We start from the raw sequence: 15,764 nt of genomic DNA, 5'->3' as shown, positions 1-15,764 counted from the left end.
TCATCCCACCTGGTAATCGCGATCGGGCCGGTCGGTCAGGAACATGTACCCGGGGGCGTGCGTGATGGCGAACGGCGGCCGGGACGCCATCAGCGCCGCCTGCGGGGTGACGCCGCACGCCCAGAACACCGGCACGTCACCGGGCGCGGCGTCGACCGGATCGCCGAAATCCGGTCGGCCGAGATCGGCGATGCCCAGCTCAGCGGGGTCGCCGACGTGGACCGGAGCGCCGTGCACCGCGGGCATCGCGGCGGTGATTCCCGCGGCGTCCTCGACCTGGTTTTCCGGAATCTGCCGCATCGACACCACCATTGGCCCGCTGAGCCGTCCGGCCGGTTCGCACTGCCGGTTCGTCACGTACATCGAGACGTTCCGGCCCTGCTCCACGTGCCGCAGCGGGATGCCGGCCGCGCGCAACAGCGTCTCGAAGCTGAAGCTGCAGCCGATCGAGAACGCGACCATATCGCTGCGCCACACCCCGGTGGCGTCGGTGATTTCGCTGGTCAGCGCACCGTTGTGCCAGACCCGGTACAGCGGCAGGTCGGTGCGCAGGTCCGCGCCGGGCGCGAGCCGGGTGGTCGGGTCGCCAGGTTCGCTGACGTCGAGCACCGGACACGGCCGCGGGTTGCGTGCGCAGAACTCGCGGACGTCTTCGGCCCAGTCCGCCGGGACCGCGATCAGGTTGGTCTGGGCGTAGCCGTCGGCCCAGCCGGTGGTCGGGCGTTCGGTGCCGGCGCGGAAGAGCGCGCGGGCCTGTGCCGGAGTGAGCGTTGACGGATCGTAGGAAGTGGTCATAGCTCCACCAGTTCCTTGCCTCGCGTTTCCGGCAGGCCGAGCAGCGCCGCCGCGGCGATCGCGTAGCCGACCGCGCCGAGCACGATCGCGCCGCCCGCGCCGAGAAAGCCCACCACGGCGGGGAAAGCGGCACCGACCGCGCGGCCGAAGTTGTAGGTGAAGCCCTGTCCGGTGGCGCGCAGCTCGGTCGGGTACAGCTCGGCGAGGTACGCGCCGAAGCCGCTGAAGATCGCCGAAGTCGAGAAGCCGAGCGGGAAACTGATCAGCAGCATCAGCCCGTTCGCGCCGTAGGGCAGCTGTACGAACAGCACGATCAGCAGCGCGGAAATGACCGAGAACAGCAGGAACGTCTTCTTCCGGCCGAGCAGGTCGGTGAGGTAGCCGCCGCAGACGTAGCCGATGAACGCACCGGGGATCAGCAGCGCGAAGTAGCCGCCGGTGTTGACCACGGACAGGCCGCGGCTGCTCTGCAGATACTTCGGCATCCAGGTGAACAGCGTGTAGTAGCCGCCCTGGACGCCGGTCGCGAGCAGCGCGGCGAACACCGTGGTGCGCAACAGGTTCAGCCGGAAAATCCCGGCGAGCGAGCCCTTGACCTTGGCCGAGACCCGTCGCGCGGCCGCTTCGGGCGCGTCCTCGACACTGCGCCGCACCCACAGCACGAGCAGCGCCGGAAGCACGCCGACCCAGAACAGCACGCGCCAGGCGATGTCCTGGTCGAGGACGCTGAACAGCACCGTGTAGACGATCACCAGCAGGCCCCAGCCGACCGCCCACGCGCTCTGCACGAACGCCACCGTGCGGCCGCGGTACTTGGCCGAGCAGTACTCCGCGACCAGCGCGGCGCCGACCGCCCATTCGCCGCCGAACCCGAGACCCTGCAGACCGCGGAAGACCAGCAGCGTTTCAAAGTTGGGCGCGAACCCGCAGAGCACGGTGAAGATCGTGTACATCGCGATGGTCAGCTGCAGCGTCCGGACCCGGCCGATGCGGTCGGCGAGCACGCCGGCTCCGACGCCGCCGATCGCGGAAACGACCAGCGTGACGGTGCTGAGCAGGCCCGCTTCGCCGGACGTGATGCCGAAGTAGGCGGTGATCGCGGCCAGGCCGAAGGGCAGGGTCTGGTAGTCGAACGAATCGAGGCCGTAGCCGCCGAACGCGCCGAGGAAGGCGCGGCGGCCCTTGTGGCCGAGCGAGCGATACCAGCCGAACGGGCGGGCCGCGTTCGCGGTGCCGTCGGCGACGTTGACGTTCATAGGGCACCTCACAAGGGGACGAACTCATGGTGGCACGAGTCACATGGCCGCTACCGTACGGATCGTTGAACAATTCCACAAGTCCCTCATTTTATTGTTCACCGTCCGCTGGCTACGCTGGGCGACGTGGTCACTGACGGAGAGCCGATGGGCCTGGAAGCGGATCGCGGCCTGCTCGGCCGGACGAGCACCGCGGAGCGGGTCGCCGGCGTGCTGCGCACGCGTGTTTCCGAGGGGTACTTCCTGCCTGGGGTACGGCTTTCGGAGCAGGACATCGGCACTGCGCTCGGGGTCTCGCGCAATACGCTCCGTGAGGCCTTCCGCCTGCTGACCCACGAACGGCTGCTGGTGCACGAGCTGAACCGCGGGGTGTTCGTGCGGGTGCCGAGCGTCGAGGACGTGCGCGACATCTACCGGGTCCGCAAGATCATCGAGTGCGCGGCGGTCCGCGAGGTGACCGAGAAGCCGGCGGCGTACGAGAAGATCGCCAGCACGGTCGCGGACGGTGACCGTGCCGCGAAACAGGCGAAGTGGCAGGACCTGGGTACCGCGAACATCCGTTTCCACGCGGAACTGGCGGCGCTCACCGGCAGCGAGCGCATCGTCGAACTGATGCAGGCGCTCGCCGCGGAGCTGCGGCTGGTGTTCCACGTGATGGCCGATCCGCGCCGCTTTCATGAGCGGTATCTGCCGCGGAACCACGAAATCCTGGACGTGCTCGCGACCGGTGACGGGATCCGTACGGCGGAGATGCTCGCCGTCTACCTCGACGACGCGGAAGCGCAGCTGGTCGAGGCCTACGCGGAGCTTGCCGCGGCCCGGTGACGGGTTCGGCCGAAACCGGCCGGTTTGCCCAGGAAGGCAGTGAGAGTGGCCGTTTGGCCCCTGCTGCCACGGGGACAGCTCCACGGTGCGCGCGGTCTGGCTACCTTCGGCAGTGGGCCGCGTGAGAGCGCCGCCCCGGGCGTCGGGACCCCCAGCCGACGCGCGGACGGTGGCCCTTGGCCGGGCGGTTGACCTTGGTTCCCGCCCGGCCCACGCGGTGTTCGCGGCGGGCCGTGGTCACCGGGGGAGGTCACGGCCCGCCGTCTCGCTTTTGCCCGCGGTGGACGGCTACTGGTTCACCGACCACTTCTGGTTGACGTTGCCGGTGCAGGTCCACAGCTGCAGTTTCGTCCCGTTCTGCGAACTGACCCCGGCGGCGTCGAGGCATTTGTTCGCGTGCGGGTTGACGATGTCGTGCGCCGCGGTCACGACCCACTGCTGTGCGTTGCTGTTGTTGCAGTCGTAGATCTGGACCGGGGTGCCGTCGGCGGTGCCGGAATACTTGACGTCCATGCACTTGCCGAGCGCGCGAATGGTCCCGTCGCCGCCGACGGTCCAGTTCTGCGCGGCGTTTCCGTTGCAGTCGGTGATCTGCAGCTGAGTGAAGTTCGCCGGATTGGCCCACGGCACGTCGACGCACTTGCCGCCGATGCCGATGATCCGGCCGCCGGTTCCGCCGTCGCTGCTCGTGGTCACGTGCACGTAGTCGACGACCAGTTGCTGCGGGAACTGCGTGCTCCCGTCCGGATCGCCAGGCCAGTCGCCGCCGACGGCGAGGTTCAGGATCAGGTAGAAGGGATGGTCGAAGACCCAGCGGTTGCCGTTCAGGTCGGCTGGGGTGCGCGTCTGGTAAGCGTTGCCGTCGACCGACCAGACAATCTTGTTCGGCGACCAATCGACCGCGTAAGTGTGGAAACCGTCGGCGAAGACGGGTCCGTTGTAGGCCGCTCCGATTCCGCCCGCACCGGAGTAGCCGGGTCCGTGAATGGTGCCGTGCACGGTGGCGGGTTCGCGGCCGATGTTCTCCATGACGTCGATTTCGCCGTCGCCCGGCCAGTTTCCGCCGCCGAGCATCCAGAACGCGGGCCACATCCCTTGCCCGCGCGGGATCTTCATCCGGGTTTCGACGTGCCCGTAGGCCTGGCTGAACTTCCCGGCGGTGTTGAGCCGGGCGGAGGTGTACTGACAGGTGCCGTACCAGCAGGTGTGGCCGGAGTTTTCGCGTTTGGCGGTGATCACGAGATGGCCTTGGCCGTCGAGGGCGCCGTTGGCCGCGCCCGCGGTGTACCACTGGCGCTCGTGGTTGTTGCCGCTGTTGTCGCCGGTTTCGTAGTTCCATTTCGACGCGTCGGCGGCGGCCCCGGCTGGGCCGTTGAAATCGTCGGTGAAGCTTTCCGCGGCGGCCGCGGTGGGAGGGGCGAGCACGGCTGGGGCGGTCTGCAGGCCGAGCGCCAGCAGCGCGGCGGCGAGGGCGGTGGGGAGCCGTCTGAGGAACCTGGACATGCGTTGTCACCTCGGTTTTCGGGGAGCGATCCGGCGAGGCTGAACGGGAGTGCTTTGTTGTGGCGGGCAACAAAGTAAGGGGATTATGCCTGGTCTAAACCTCTGCGGCAATGGGCAGCGCGGCTTCCGCTGAGTGCGGTCCGTGAAGGGCTCCTTCGCGGACTTGGATTCCCCTGCCGAGGGACTTAAGCCGGGTGGCCTCAGCCTCGGACTGTCCACATGGGACGCCAGCCCAGGGTGAAACGCCCGGTTGATGTCCACCTGACCGTATTGGCGGGTCTGTGAGGGCCACCTTGAGGGAATCAGATTCCGTGAAGGTGCCCCTCACAGACCGCGCACCTCGCTCCGGTCGGTCGGCAGTCGGATCGGGTTTCTCGCCCTGGGCAGACGCGCTGTAAACGCACCCGCGGCACCGCATTAAGTCCCGGGCGCGGGAATCAGCGTCTGTGGAGGTTCCCCGCGCGGCGCGTCCGGGGGTCACCTGGCCGAGGGTAAGGCTGCCCCCACCTCCGCGACGCCAGTCGGCACCATGGTTCTCCAAAGTCGCCCGTCCTACGTTCGAAGGAGCCGAGAACCGACAAGGGAGAGAGGCCGACATGACGGCGGGGACGGATCTTCGACCACCGCAGGCGCAGCCCACCGCGGAGCGAACGGTACGGATCGAGCCGAAAAACCACTGGTGGCGGCGGCCCTGGATCGCCCCGCTGGGACTGGTGGTGGTCGCCTTCCTCGCTTACGCGCTGCCCCCGTACCTGGCCTTCGACCCGGCCCAGTCGAGGGTTCCGTCGACGTTCCCCGCGCACTACCTCTTCCTGGTGGGCCACGTCGTCTTCGGCTCGATCGCGATGGTGACCGCGCTCCTGCAAGTCTGGCCTTGGATCCGCCGGAAATACCCGGTCCTGCACCGTTATTCCGGCCGCGCTTACGTGTTCGCGGGCGTGCTCCCGTCCGGCCTCATGGCACTGACGATCGGCGCGGCGACCCCGTTCGGCCCGGTGACCCGCGCCAGCGACGTCCTGCTCGCGGTGCTGTGGCTGGGCTGCACGTGGGCGGGCTACCGAGCCGTCCGCGAGCGGCGGTTCGGGGATCATCGCCGCTGGATGATCCGCAGTTTCGCGCTGACGATGTCGATCATCCTGAACCGGCTGATCGGCCCGATCGCGGCGATCTTCCTGGAACCGCAGGTCGCCACCACGTTCGGCGGCAGCGAGATCGCGCTCGGCCAGTCGATCGCGGCGCTCGGGGCCTGGGTGAGCTGGACGGTCGCGCTGATCGCGGCGCAGCTGTGGCTGGACCGGAAGCCGAAGCGGAGCCGTTAAGCCCTGGCCGAATAGTTTGTCCCGCGCGCCGCCTGCTTGTTAGAACACCAGCAGGCGGCGCGGACGCGTTCGGTGCGAGGGGTACACCGAACGCCAGCTCATCCGCGCCGCCGCAAGGAACGCGCGATGATCGTCCGCTGGATCTCCGACGCGCCTTCGTAAATGCGCGGCGCTCGGACCTCTCGGTAGAGATGCTCCAGCAAATGTCCCCGCCGCAATGCTCGTGCGCCGTGTAATTGCACCGCTTGATCCACCACGTATTGCGCGGCTTCGGTGGCGAACAATTTCGCCATTGCCGCGCGGCCGGCGAGGTTCTCCTCGCCCGCGTCGTAAGCCGCCGCTGCGGCGTACACGAGCAAGCGGCCAGCTTCCGTGCGCGTCGCCATTTCGGCCAGCGTGTGCGCAACCGTCTGCTGATTCACCAACGGGCCGCCGAACGCTTCCCGCGACGCCGTGTATTCCACGGTCGCGTCGAGCGCGGCTTGTGCCATGCCGACAGCGAATGCGCCGACGCTCGGGCGGAACAAGTCCAAAGTCCGCATTGCCACGGCGAAACCGCGGTTCTCTTCGCCGAGCAGTTCGTCGCGCTTTACTTGCACGCCGTCGAAGACCACGGTGCCGATTGGGTGCGGGCTCACCAGGTCCAGGTGTTCGCCGCTGATGCCCGCGCGGTCGGCGGGGACGACGAAGGCGCTGACCCCGCGTGAACCGGCGTCGGGGGTGGTGCGGGCGAAGACCGTGTAGAAATCGGCTTCGGGAGCGTTCGAGATCCACATTTTCGTGCCGGTGAGCCGCCAGCCGTCGCCGTCTGGTTCGGCGGCGAGTTGCAGGGCGGCGGCGTCGGATCCGGCGTCCGGTTCGGTCAGTGCGAACGCGGCGACGGCATCACCGGCGGCGACGGCGGGGAGCCAGCGCTGGACTTGTTCGTCCAAACCGGACTGAAGAACGGGGTAGCTGCCCAAGCCCTGCAACGCCAACGCGGTTTCGGCTTCGGTGCTTTGCGTGGCGAGTGCTTCCCGAAGCAGGCACAGGTCGGTCGCGGCGGCTTGCCGGGTTGGCTGTCCACTTTCGACGCCGGGGAACAGCCGAGCCAGCAGACCGTGCGAGCCCATTGCCTTCAACAGCGGGCGGTTTACCGAGCCCTCGGCACCGGCGGCGGCCAGCGGGGCCAGCTGTTCGGCGGCGATCTTGCGTACGGAAGCGGCGTAGGCGGTCTGTTCCGGGGTGAAGGCGAAGGCGTTCATCAGGCTTCCTCCGGTCGCCAGCGGGCGTGGGCGGTTTGGTGGCCACCGGTGCGGACCAGGTCCAATCGTGGCTCCGGTCCGTCGGTGCGGCCGGTTTGTGGTGGGCGTTTGCCCGCTGCCCACTGTTTCGGCCACGCCACCGGGTACTCCTGCGCGGCGGCCGCGTGCAGGGTCCATTGTGGATTGAACAGGTGCGTTCGGCCGAGTGCGCACAGGTCGGCTCGTCCGGCGAGGATGAGCGAGTTCACGTCGTCGTAAGAGGAAATCGCGCCGACGGCGATCACCGCGGTGCCGTAGCGGCGGCCGACCTCGTTGCGGATCCGGTCGGCGTACGGCGTTTGGTAGCTACGGCCGAACTTCGGCTTCTCTTCGCTTACGACCTGGCCGGTCGACACGTCGATCGCGGCCGCTCCGTGTTCGGCGAAAGCCTGGGCGATGGCCACGGCTTCGTCAGCGTCGTTGCCGCCCTCGAACCAGTCGGTGGCCGAGATCCGGACGGTCAGCGGACGGTCGGCTGGCCATACCGCGCGGACCGCGTCGAAGACCTCCAACGGGAAGCGCAGCCGGTTTTCCGGGGAGCCGCCGTAGGAATCGGTGCGCTGGTTGGTGAGCGGGGACAGGAACGACGACAGCAGATAGCCGTGCGCGCAGTGCAGTTCGAGCAGGTCGAAACCAGCGCGTGCGGCGGCTTCCGCGGCTGAGACGAACTGGTCCCGGATCTCGGCCAGCTCGTCGACGGTCAGCTCGCGTGGCGTCTGGTTGTTCGGCGAGTACGGCAGCGGGGACGGCGCGCAGACTTCCCAGTTGCCTTCGGGCAGCGGGTCGTCAATGCCTTCCCACATCAGTTTTGTGGAACCCTTGCGCCCGGAATGTCCCAGCTGCAAGCCGATCTTCGCCGGGGTTTCGCGGTGCACGAACTCGACAATCCGCTGCCACGCCGATTCCTGTTCGGCGGTGTAAAGCCCGGGACAGCCCGGCGTGATCCGGCCCTCGGCGGACACACAGATCATCTCGGTCATGACCATCCCAGCCCCGCCGAGCGCCTTGCTTCCCAGGTGTACCAAGTGGAATTCGCCGGGTACGCCGTCGACCGCGGAGTACATGTCCATTGGCGACACGATGATCCGGTTCGGCAATTCCAGTGAGCCGATCCGCGCCGGCTGAAACATCGGCGGCGCGACGGAAGTGCCGAGCGAATCAGCGAACCACTGATCCAGCGAGGCGGCGAATTCCCGGTCGCGCAGCTTCAGGTTGTCGTAAGTGACGCGACGGCTGCGAGTCAGCAGGTTAAACGCGAACTGCTCTGGCTCTTGATGCGTGTACTGCGCCAGATTCTCGAACCACTCCAGGCTCGCCTGCGCCGCACGCTGCGTAGACGCGACCACCGGGCGTCGCTCTTCTTCATATGCCGCAAGGGCTTCCGGAACACTCGGCTGTTCGTGCAGGCACGCGGCGAGCGCAAGGGCGTCCTCCATCGCCAGCTTGGTGCCGGAACCGATCGAGAAATGCGCGGTGTGTGCCGCGTCGCCGAGCAGCACGACATTGTCGTGGACCCAGCTTTCGCAGCGGACTGTGCCGAAGGTGGCCCACTTGGAGTTGTTGGCCAGCAACTGATGTCCGTCGAAAATATCGCCGCACAGTTCGCGGATCAGCTCGATCGACTTCTCGTCGCTCTCGCCGGGCCCGAGTCCGGTGGCGGCGATCGGGCCGAATGCCCGCTGCCACACGTCCTCGTGCATCTCCAGGATGAACGTGCTGCCGTCGCGGCCGTACGGATAACCGTGGACCTGCATGATTCCGTGCGGCGTTTCGAGCACATAGAACTTGAACGCGTCGAACACGAGGTCGGTGCCGAGCCAGATGTAGCGGCACTGCCGGGTCTCGACGGCCGGCCGGAACGAATCGGCGAACGCCGTGCGCACTGCGGAATTCACGCCGTCCGCGGCGACAACGAGGTCCGAGGAGGCGGCCAACTCGGCTGGATCCGGCGCGAGGCTGCGGAAACGGACATCAATGCCCATTTCGCGGCACCGCTGCTGAAGAATCGCGAGCAGCCGCTTGCGGCTCATCGCGGCGAATCCGTGCCCGCCCGAAGTGGACACCGTGTCGCGGTAGTGCACGTCGATGTCGTCCCAGCGCGCGAACTCCCGGCTCATCGCCTCGTGTACCGCCGGGTCGGCGTGTTCGATGCCGCCGAGCGTCTCGTCGGAGAAGACGACGCCGAAGCCGAACGTGTCATCCGGCGCGTTGCGCTCCCAGACCGTGATCTCGTGGTCCGGGCCGAGTTGTTTCGCGAGCACGGCGAAGTAGAGACCCGCAGGCCCGCCGCCGACTACTGAAATCCGCACGCGACCCAGGGTATGTCGCATGTCCTACGGTCGTCAAGAAGACGATAGATGGGTTACGCTCCCCGGCATGGAGCGGATCAATCCCCCCGAGCTGGGCAAGCCGTCGGGGTTCTCGCACGCGGTGGCGGCGCGGGGCCAGCTGGTGTTCCTCGCCGGGCAGACCGCGCTGGACGCGGACAACCGGATCGTCGGCGACGGTGTCGTGGAGCAGTTCGAGCGCGCGCTCGGCAACCTGCTCACCGCGTTGCGCGCGGCCGGCGGCGAACCCGCGGACCTGTGCAGCCTGACCGTCTACATCGTCGACATGGACGACTACAAGGCGCACGCGCGCGAGATCGGCCGCGTGTGGAAACGGCTGGTAGGCGCGGATTACCCGGCGATGGCTGGTATCGGCGTGAACCGGCTGTGGGACGTCGAGGCGCTGGTGGAAGTGCAGGGTTATGCGGTGGTCAACCGCTGAAGGTGGTTGCGCGCGGCTTCCTCGAGCCGGTCGTGCAGCGTGAAGAACACCTCCGCGGCGCGGATGCCGGACCAGCCGTCGGGAAGCAATTCCGCGGGCAGACACGGGTCGAGGTACGGCATCCGCCGCCAGCCGGTGAGCACGCGGAGATAATCGGCGAACGCTTCGTCGGCGGGTGTCGTACGGCGGCGCTGCCACCGGCGCAGCGCCGGCTCGTGCTCTTCGAGGAACGCCGTGTACAGCTCGTCCAGCTGGTCCAGGTCCCACCACTCGCGAACCTTCTCGCGCGGGTCGCCGAACGCCAGGTGCTCAGCGCGGAACAGATCGGCGTAGTCGGCGAGACCGAGGCGGTTCAGCGTGCCGACGGTGGCCTCGTACAGATGGGCCGGCGCGATCCAGACGCCGGAGGCCGCGGTGCCGAAGCCGAGCCGCGACAGCTGCGTCCGCAACACGTGCCGCTTGTGCCGTTCGGCTTCCGGCACCGAGAACACCGCGAGCAGCCAGCCGTCGCCGAGTTTCGCGCGGTCCCGGCGGAAAATGCGTTCGTCGCCCTCGTGCAGCAAATCCAGTGCGGTACCGGACAATTCGTACCCGGCGGCCCCGTCGCGGCGCACCGCTTCGAGTACCCCGCGCCGTTTGAGCCGGGAGATCGACGACCGCACGGCGGGCTCGTCGACCCCGACCGCGGCGAGCAGATCGATCAGCGAGGCGACGGAAAGCCACTCGCCGCCTGCCTGGTGATGCACGCCGTAGACCGACACGATGAGGTGCCGGGGCTGGGCCGCGCGCCCGCTGTCGGCATCGGCTGCTTCCGGTACGGCCGTCACCCGCTCACCATACAGTGCCGTCCGTGACCGACCCGCCTCCTTCTGGCCGGACCAGTAACCGGCGAGGGGTAGCATTTCCGGCGCGATGGCGTTTGTGAGCAATGCACCTCTGGTGAGCCGGCTGACCCGCCGCGGACGGCTGATGGCGAAGCGCACCTGCGACCGCCGGGGACACGCCTTCGCGCTCGGCCGGTTCCTTTTCCGCACCCCCACCGCGTGGGAGTACGCGGCGGCGGTCGCGGGCGGCAGCGACCCGGCCGCGCAGCGCTGGCTCGGCTGGCTGGCCGACTCCGTGGTGGCCGAACCGATGCGCGGCGAGGCGCTGCGCGTGGTCCCCGGCACCGGCCCGGACTGGACCACGCCGGACCCGCATTCGGTGGACGTCGTCGCGATCGATCTCGTGGCAGGCCGCTGCGCCGGGCTCGTGAGCGTGCACGCGGGCGAGGACGGCGGCCCGGAAACCGGCGGCTATCTCGCGCCGGAATATCGCGGGCAAGGCTTCGGCCGCGACCTGTTCGCCGCCGGTCTCGTGCTGGCGCACGAGCATCTCGGGCTATCGCGGGTCCGCGCGGGCGCGGAGGTCGGCAACGTCGCCAGCGGCCGTTCGCTGGAGGCGGCCGGATTGCGCCGGGCGCCGGGGCCGCCGCGATACACGCTGCCGAACGGGCGAGCCTGCGAGGCGTGGTGGTACCAGCACGACGCGGCTTGGCCCCGGGCGTGCGCTGGTCCGCAGGCGCGGTGGCTAGTCGCCTCGTGAGCCGTAGTCCTCAAACGCCTTCAACGTCCTGATCACCAGCGCCCGCTCGCTAGGACTCAACGGCGACAACGCCGCCTCCCACGCCTTCGCCCCTCGCGCGAGCCAAGCGTCGACGGCCGGGCGCTTGTCCGTGTGGATGCTCACGATGGTGCGCCGCCGGTCGTCAGGGTCCTCGGTGCGTTCCAGCACGCCCTGCCGGGACAGGTCGCCGATCATCAGACTTGCCGTGGTGGGCGCGATTTCGAGCCGTCCGGCGAGTTCGTTGACCGTCATCGGGCCGTCGAACAACAGGTACGCCAGCAGCGACAGATGGCGCGGCGCGAGCGCGACGTCGTCGAGTTCCGGAGGCGGCGGCGTCCGCTTCGCGCGCCCGACCAGGCGGGGCATGAGAAGCAGCAGTTCGCGGACCCCGTCCTCGACGGTCGGGCCGGATTCGGTGGCCATGCCGCGACAGTACCTCCGCGTGTGTTGACAGCCGGATTCGCGCGAACCTAGGTTTGCTGTTACATCATCAAAACAGGGGAGTTCTCCGATGTCGGACTGGAATCAGGGCATCATCGACGAGTTCCGCGCGAACGCGGGCAAGGTCGGCGGGATGTTCGAGGGGAAGAACATGGTGCTGCTCACGCACACCGGTGCGAAGAGCGGCAAGGAGCGGGTGAGCCCGCTGGTGTACACCACCGACGGTGACCGGGTCGTGATCGTCGCGTCCAAGGGCGGCGCGGACACCAACCCGGACTGGTACCACAACCTCGTCGCGAACCCGTCGGTCACGGTCGAGATCGGCACCGACAAGTTCCCGGCGACGGCGAAGCTCGTGACCGACCGCGCCGAGCGCGACCGGCTGTACGCCAAGATGGTCGAGCACGCGGAAGGCTTCGCGGAATACGAGAAGAAGACCGAGCGGCTGATCCCGGTCTTCGTTCTCGAGCGCTGAGTTACTTCAGCGGCTGTCCATAGACGAAGCTCCGCAGCCGTCCAGTCGACATCGGGTCCAGCGGAGCGAACAGCTTGGCGTGCGCGGCCTGCACGGTCGCCGCGTCCGGTTCGACGAGCGACAGTGCGCGCACGGTGTAGCGCGAATCGGCGGTGAAATCCGGTGCCGATGAGTGCTGGTAGGCGCCGCCGAGCAGGTCGATGATCAGCACAGTCGGCACCGGCGCGGCCGGGCCGGCGTGGTCGAGCACAGTGCTCAGCACGTCGTCCGGCAGCGTCGGCAGCACGCGGTTGTCGCCGAGGTAGGAGTGCGGGATGGGCGGTTCGGCGGCGATCTGGCCGGAATCGGTGTACGGCATCGTGGTGAGCGTGTCCTGCAGCGGGCCGAGCGCCCGCAGCGGCGCGACGAGCTGGTCGCCGTCAGTGCCGAGGTAGGCCACGCGAATGTGTGCGATGTGCTTGCCCCGCAACGGTTCCGGCACCATCGGCAGGTCCGGGTAGGGCAGCATCGCCACCGAGGTGCCGACCGTGTCGGGCAGGTCGGTGGTCCAGTCGCGCCAGATGCGCAGGACGTCCGGGATCTTGGCGGCGTCGAAGTACAGCCCGCCGCCGTACAGCGTGGTCACCGGCACTAGCGAGAACTCCAGCGCGGTCACGATCCCGGCGTCGAGCGGGCCGGTCGTGCGCGTGCCGTCGGGCCGGACGATCTCGGCGGAGCGGACGCGGTCTGAGGCCAGGCCGAAGTGCCGGCCGAGGAGGCCGAACCCGCCGCCGAGGGTGTAGCCGACCACGCCGACGCCCGGTGCCGAACCGCTCAGCGGCGCGAGCCCGTGCTCCGCGGCGGCGGTGATGACGCTGCCCCAGGTCGTTCCGGCTTCGACGCGTGCCACCCCGCGGTCCGGATCGACGGTCACGCCGGTCATCCGTCGCGTCGAGATCAGCACGCCCTCAGCCGGTGCGCGGAGTCCGTGGCCGGTGGCTTGCACGGAGACCGGCAGGTCGCGTTCGGAGGCGAGCCGGACCGCGGCGGCGACGTCGTCCGCGCTGGTGGCGGCGACGACCAGCTTCGGGGTGGAGGTGATGCCGGTCTGGAATCCGGCGATCTCTTCGCGGTAACCGGCCTGATCAGGGGTGAACGTCTGCATGGCTTCAGCCTGCTGGCTGGGCAGCGATAAGTCCAAGAGATACTAGTTCCAGCGGCTAGAATCAGTGCTTATGGAACTGCATCAGCTCGAGTACTTCGTCGCGGTCGCGGAGGAAGCCAATTTCACCCGCGCGGCGGCCCGGATGCACGTCGCGCAGCCCGGGGTCAGCGCGCAGATCCGGCGGTTGGAACGCGAGCTGGGGCAGCCGTTGTTCGACCGGTCCGGTCGCACGGTACGGCTCACCGGCGTTGGCGAGGCCGCGTTGCCGCACGCTCGGGCCGCGCTCGCGGCGGTCGCGGCGGTGCGGGAAACGGTCGCGGAGCACGAAGGGCTGGTGCGCGGCCAGGTGGCGATGGGGATGGTGACTTCCCTCGGGCCGGTGGAGCTGCCGGAGTTCCTGGCCGAGTTCGCTGAACGCTACCCCGGTGTGGAAATCACGCTCAGCGAAGCGAATTCCGACCTGATGGTCGATGCTCTGCGCGAAGGACGGCTAGACGTCGCGGTGATCGGCCTGGCCGACGGCGTGCCCGCTGGGCTCACCACACAGACCGTGCTCGACGAGGAGCTGGTCGCCGTCACCGCGCCGCGCGACGAGTTCGCCGATCGCGCCTCGATCACCCTGGCTGAGCTGGCCGAACGGTCGCTGATCTGCCTGCCGAAGGGCACCGGCATGCGCGGCGTGCTGGATCGCGGGTTCGCCGCGGCCGGGCTGCATTCGCGGGTGACGATTGAGGCGAGCGACCCGAACGTGCTGGCCAAGCTCGCCATGCGCGGCCTCGGCGTGGCACTGGTCCCGGAATCGCTGGCGCGCTATTACGCCAAGGAGCTGCACACCTTGCGGCTGCGGCCGGAGCTGCGCGGGCAGCTGGCGCTGGCGTGGCGGTCCGACGGCCCGGCCGGGCCCGCCGCGCGCGTGCTGATCGAGTTCGCCCGCTCGGTGCTCTGAGTACCGCGGGCGGCGAAAGAGTACCGACGCCGACCCTCGCTCGCAAATGAATTCTGGCCGGAATTCCCGAAAAGTTCGGCCGGAGTAGGCCGTTCAGGTCGTCTTGCGGCGCATTCCGAGAGTTCGCCGTAATGTCGGCGACGGCCGCGAGTGCGGTTGGAGTGTTCGAGAATACGGAGGAATTTCCGTGAAGCTTGTTCGACTCGTGCGCAAGGCCCTTCCGGGCAAGAGCCTGAAGTCTTACGCCTGGTACGGCTGGATCTGACGGTCTCGTCCGAAGAGGATCGGCCGGTCCCGGAATGTCCGGGACCGGCCGTCCCGCGCCGTAGAGGAGCTGCCCGGTGACTATTCCCGCTGAACGGAACAAAGTGCGCCAAGTGGTATTCGCGCCGCGCCTTCAGGAACTGTTCGACCGTTATCGGGGGAAATCCTTCTTCCGGCTGGAACCGGACACGGTCGGCGTCGCCGGGGCCGGTTTGATGGACGAGTTGCTGCGGAGCAGGCCCGCGAACGCCGAGGAACGGCCGACGTTCAAGCCGGTGCTCGGCCGGGTCGTCACGCGGCCCGAATCGGCCGCACTGATGCGAGCGGTCGGCGCGGACGTACGGGCCGCGCTCAAGAAGCCGCTCGGCGAACCGGACCTCGCCGGCGAGTGGCCCGCCGTACCGCACAACTACCTGCGGGACCTGGTGTTCGGCCGCGAACAGCGGCGATTCCGGATCCTCGTCGACCGCAGGCTGGAGCTGACGCCGAAGATCACCTGGTCGGCGGTCGCCGCCGGAGCCGCGCTCTGGGGACGGCCCGCGCCCGAGGTCGCCTTGTCGGCATTGGCGCGGATGGTGCTGGAGGCCGACACCTTCGAGCAGCGCCGTTTCGCGATGTACCTCTACCGCCGTGTGGCCGGGCCGATCTGCTTCACCGTCGCCGCGCTGGTCACGAACGCCCTGTGGCTCGGTTCGCCGCTGGACGAGGACATTCCGGCCGAGTACGTGCTCAACGAGGCGCTGCGCCTCCTGCCGCCGTCGTGGAACATCCTGCGTGTGCGTTCGCCGGAATTCCCCGAGGTGGACGCCCGGATCGGCCCGGCGGACGACGTCCTGCTGCTGCCGCTGCTCAGCCACCGCGACCCCGAACTGTGGGACGCGCCCGACGAGTTCCGGCCGGACCGCTGGGCCGCGCTGGACCCGGACGACCACCCTGGCTACCTCCCGTTCGGGCACAGCGACGAGCGCTGCTGGGGACGGCATCTGGTGCTGCCGCTCGCGACGCGCGTTCTCGACCTGGCCCGGCGTGACGGGCTGGTGGTCGATCCGGCACAGCGGCGGGCCAAAGTGCACCTGGACGGCCTGCTGGAGGTGGCGGACGTGCGGGTCGTGCGTGCTTGACGGCTCTTGACAAGGTGT

16 protein-coding genes are annotated in these 15,764 nt (G+C 68.7%); 8 read left to right on the top strand and 8 right to left on the bottom strand.

What is annotated here, in order from left to right; all coding sequences use genetic code 11:
• Together RPX00_RS07995 and RPX00_RS07990 are read right to left on the bottom strand one after the other, a co-directional pair.
• Positions 1–795 (bottom strand): putative hydro-lyase, encoded by a 795-nt coding sequence (locus RPX00_RS07995; protein ID WP_406638824.1) that lies wholly within the window; start codon positions 793–795, stop codon positions 1–3.
• Positions 792–2,051: an MFS transporter gene (locus tag RPX00_RS07990; RefSeq protein ID WP_406638823.1), complete on the bottom strand. Its 1,260-nt coding sequence runs from the start codon at positions 2,049–2,051 to the stop codon at positions 792–794. The genes RPX00_RS07995 and RPX00_RS07990 overlap by 4 nt, the downstream gene beginning before the upstream one ends.
• 147 nt (positions 2,052–2,198) lie before the next feature.
• Here RPX00_RS07990 and RPX00_RS07985 point away from each other — a divergent pair, with 147 nt between their 5' ends.
• Positions 2,199–2,876, top strand: a complete 678-nt coding sequence (locus tag RPX00_RS07985; protein WP_406642826.1) for a GntR family transcriptional regulator — start codon at positions 2,199–2,201, stop codon at positions 2,874–2,876.
• A gap of 288 nt (positions 2,877–3,164) precedes the next feature.
• On the opposite strand, the gene RPX00_RS07980 is transcribed toward RPX00_RS07985, so the two are convergent.
• The gene (locus RPX00_RS07980; RefSeq protein WP_406638822.1) at positions 3,165–4,379 is read right to left on the bottom strand and encodes a ricin-type beta-trefoil lectin domain protein; all 1,215 of its coding nucleotides are present in this window, start codon (positions 4,377–4,379) and stop codon (positions 3,165–3,167) included.
• Between the two features lie 695 nt (positions 4,380–5,074).
• Here RPX00_RS07980 and RPX00_RS07975 point away from each other — a divergent pair.
• Positions 5,075–5,698 carry a DUF2306 domain-containing protein gene (locus RPX00_RS07975; RefSeq protein WP_406642824.1) on the top strand — a complete coding sequence of 208 codons (624 nt, stop codon included), beginning with the start codon at positions 5,075–5,077 and terminating at the stop codon, positions 5,696–5,698.
• Positions 5,699–5,796: 98 nt separating this feature from the next.
• On the opposite strand, the gene RPX00_RS07970 is transcribed toward RPX00_RS07975, so the two are convergent.
• Positions 5,797–6,942: an acyl-CoA dehydrogenase family protein gene (locus RPX00_RS07970; RefSeq protein ID WP_406638821.1), complete on the bottom strand. Its 1,146-nt coding sequence runs from the start codon at positions 6,940–6,942 to the stop codon at positions 5,797–5,799.
• Positions 6,942–9,290 carry a bifunctional salicylyl-CoA 5-hydroxylase/oxidoreductase gene (locus RPX00_RS07965; protein WP_406638820.1) on the bottom strand — a complete coding sequence of 783 codons (2,349 nt, stop codon included), beginning with the start codon at positions 9,288–9,290 and terminating at the stop codon, positions 6,942–6,944. The genes RPX00_RS07970 and RPX00_RS07965 overlap by 1 nt, the downstream gene beginning before the upstream one ends.
• Before the next feature lie 67 nt (positions 9,291–9,357).
• Here RPX00_RS07965 and RPX00_RS07960 point away from each other — a divergent pair, with 67 nt between their 5' ends.
• Positions 9,358–9,750 (top strand): RidA family protein, encoded by a 393-nt coding sequence (locus RPX00_RS07960; RefSeq protein ID WP_406638819.1) that lies wholly within the window; start codon positions 9,358–9,360, stop codon positions 9,748–9,750.
• On the opposite strand, the gene RPX00_RS07955 is transcribed toward RPX00_RS07960, so the two are convergent.
• The gene (locus tag RPX00_RS07955) at positions 9,729–10,577 is read right to left on the bottom strand and encodes a PaaX family transcriptional regulator C-terminal domain-containing protein (protein WP_406638818.1); all 849 of its coding nucleotides are present in this window, start codon (positions 10,575–10,577) and stop codon (positions 9,729–9,731) included. The two genes, RPX00_RS07960 and RPX00_RS07955, sit on opposite strands and share 22 nt — an antisense overlap.
• A gap of 85 nt (positions 10,578–10,662) precedes the next feature.
• On the opposite strand from RPX00_RS07955, the gene RPX00_RS07950 reads away from it, so the two are divergent.
• Complete coding sequence (locus RPX00_RS07950) at positions 10,663–11,334, top strand: GNAT family N-acetyltransferase (protein WP_406638817.1); 672 nt, start codon at positions 10,663–10,665, stop codon at positions 11,332–11,334.
• On the opposite strand, the gene RPX00_RS07945 is transcribed toward RPX00_RS07950, so the two are convergent.
• On the bottom strand, positions 11,320–11,778 hold the full coding sequence (locus RPX00_RS07945; protein WP_406638816.1) for a MarR family winged helix-turn-helix transcriptional regulator: 459 nt from the start codon (positions 11,776–11,778) through the stop codon (positions 11,320–11,322). The genes RPX00_RS07950 and RPX00_RS07945 overlap by 15 nt on opposite strands.
• Before the next feature lie 88 nt (positions 11,779–11,866).
• On the opposite strand from RPX00_RS07945, the gene RPX00_RS07940 reads away from it, so the two are divergent.
• Positions 11,867–12,271 carry a nitroreductase family deazaflavin-dependent oxidoreductase gene (locus tag RPX00_RS07940; protein WP_406638815.1) on the top strand — a complete coding sequence of 135 codons (405 nt, stop codon included), beginning with the start codon at positions 11,867–11,869 and terminating at the stop codon, positions 12,269–12,271.
• Position 12,272: 1 nt separating this feature from the next.
• Here the strand turns inward: RPX00_RS07940 and RPX00_RS07935 are convergent, their stop codons facing one another.
• On the bottom strand, positions 12,273–13,415 hold the full coding sequence (locus tag RPX00_RS07935) for an FAD-binding oxidoreductase (RefSeq protein WP_406638814.1): 1,143 nt from the start codon (positions 13,413–13,415) through the stop codon (positions 12,273–12,275).
• Between the two features lie 70 nt (positions 13,416–13,485).
• Here RPX00_RS07935 and RPX00_RS07930 point away from each other — a divergent pair, with 70 nt between their 5' ends.
• From RPX00_RS07930 to RPX00_RS07920, 3 genes are all read left to right on the top strand, one after another.
• Complete coding sequence (locus RPX00_RS07930) at positions 13,486–14,361, top strand: LysR family transcriptional regulator (protein ID WP_406638813.1); 876 nt, start codon at positions 13,486–13,488, stop codon at positions 14,359–14,361.
• A gap of 187 nt (positions 14,362–14,548) precedes the next feature.
• On the top strand, positions 14,549–14,626 hold the full coding sequence (locus RPX00_RS07925; protein ID WP_369333442.1) for a tryptorubin family RiPP precursor: 78 nt from the start codon (positions 14,549–14,551) through the stop codon (positions 14,624–14,626).
• 76 nt (positions 14,627–14,702) lie between these two features.
• Positions 14,703–15,746 (top strand): cytochrome P450, encoded by a 1,044-nt coding sequence (locus tag RPX00_RS07920; RefSeq protein ID WP_406638812.1) that lies wholly within the window; start codon positions 14,703–14,705, stop codon positions 15,744–15,746.
• The last annotated feature ends 18 nt before the right edge of the window (positions 15,747–15,764 follow it).

It is taken from the genome of Amycolatopsis sp. WGS_07, from assembly GCF_045278895.1.
Classification (GTDB): Bacteria; Actinomycetota; Actinomycetes; order Mycobacteriales; family Pseudonocardiaceae; genus Amycolatopsis.
This window is presented reverse-complemented; position numbering and strand designations above follow the sequence as displayed.

Bases quoted from the DNA above. Each gene is read 5' to 3' on its own strand.
- RPX00_RS07995 (WP_406638824.1), bottom strand. From the start codon at position 795: ATGACCACTTCCTACGATCCGTCAACGCTCACTCCGGCACAGGCCCGC.
- RPX00_RS07990 (WP_406638823.1), bottom strand. From the start codon at position 2,051: ATGAACGTCAACGTCGCCGACGGCACCGCGAACGCGGCCCGCCCGTTC.
- RPX00_RS07985 (WP_406642826.1), top strand. From the start codon at position 2,199: ATGGGCCTGGAAGCGGATCGCGGCCTGCTCGGCCGGACGAGCACCGCG.
- RPX00_RS07980 (WP_406638822.1), bottom strand. From the start codon at position 4,379: ATGTCCAGGTTCCTCAGACGGCTCCCCACCGCCCTCGCCGCCGCGCTG.
- RPX00_RS07970 (WP_406638821.1), bottom strand. From the start codon at position 6,942: ATGAACGCCTTCGCCTTCACCCCGGAACAGACCGCCTACGCCGCTTCC.
- RPX00_RS07960 (WP_406638819.1), top strand. From the start codon at position 9,358: ATGGAGCGGATCAATCCCCCCGAGCTGGGCAAGCCGTCGGGGTTCTCG.
- RPX00_RS07950 (WP_406638817.1), top strand. From the start codon at position 10,663: ATGGCGTTTGTGAGCAATGCACCTCTGGTGAGCCGGCTGACCCGCCGC.
- RPX00_RS07945 (WP_406638816.1), bottom strand. From the start codon at position 11,778: ATGGCCACCGAATCCGGCCCGACCGTCGAGGACGGGGTCCGCGAACTG.
- RPX00_RS07940 (WP_406638815.1), top strand. From the start codon at position 11,867: ATGTCGGACTGGAATCAGGGCATCATCGACGAGTTCCGCGCGAACGCG.
- RPX00_RS07935 (WP_406638814.1), bottom strand. From the start codon at position 13,415: ATGCAGACGTTCACCCCTGATCAGGCCGGTTACCGCGAAGAGATCGCC.
- RPX00_RS07930 (WP_406638813.1), top strand. From the start codon at position 13,486: ATGGAACTGCATCAGCTCGAGTACTTCGTCGCGGTCGCGGAGGAAGCC.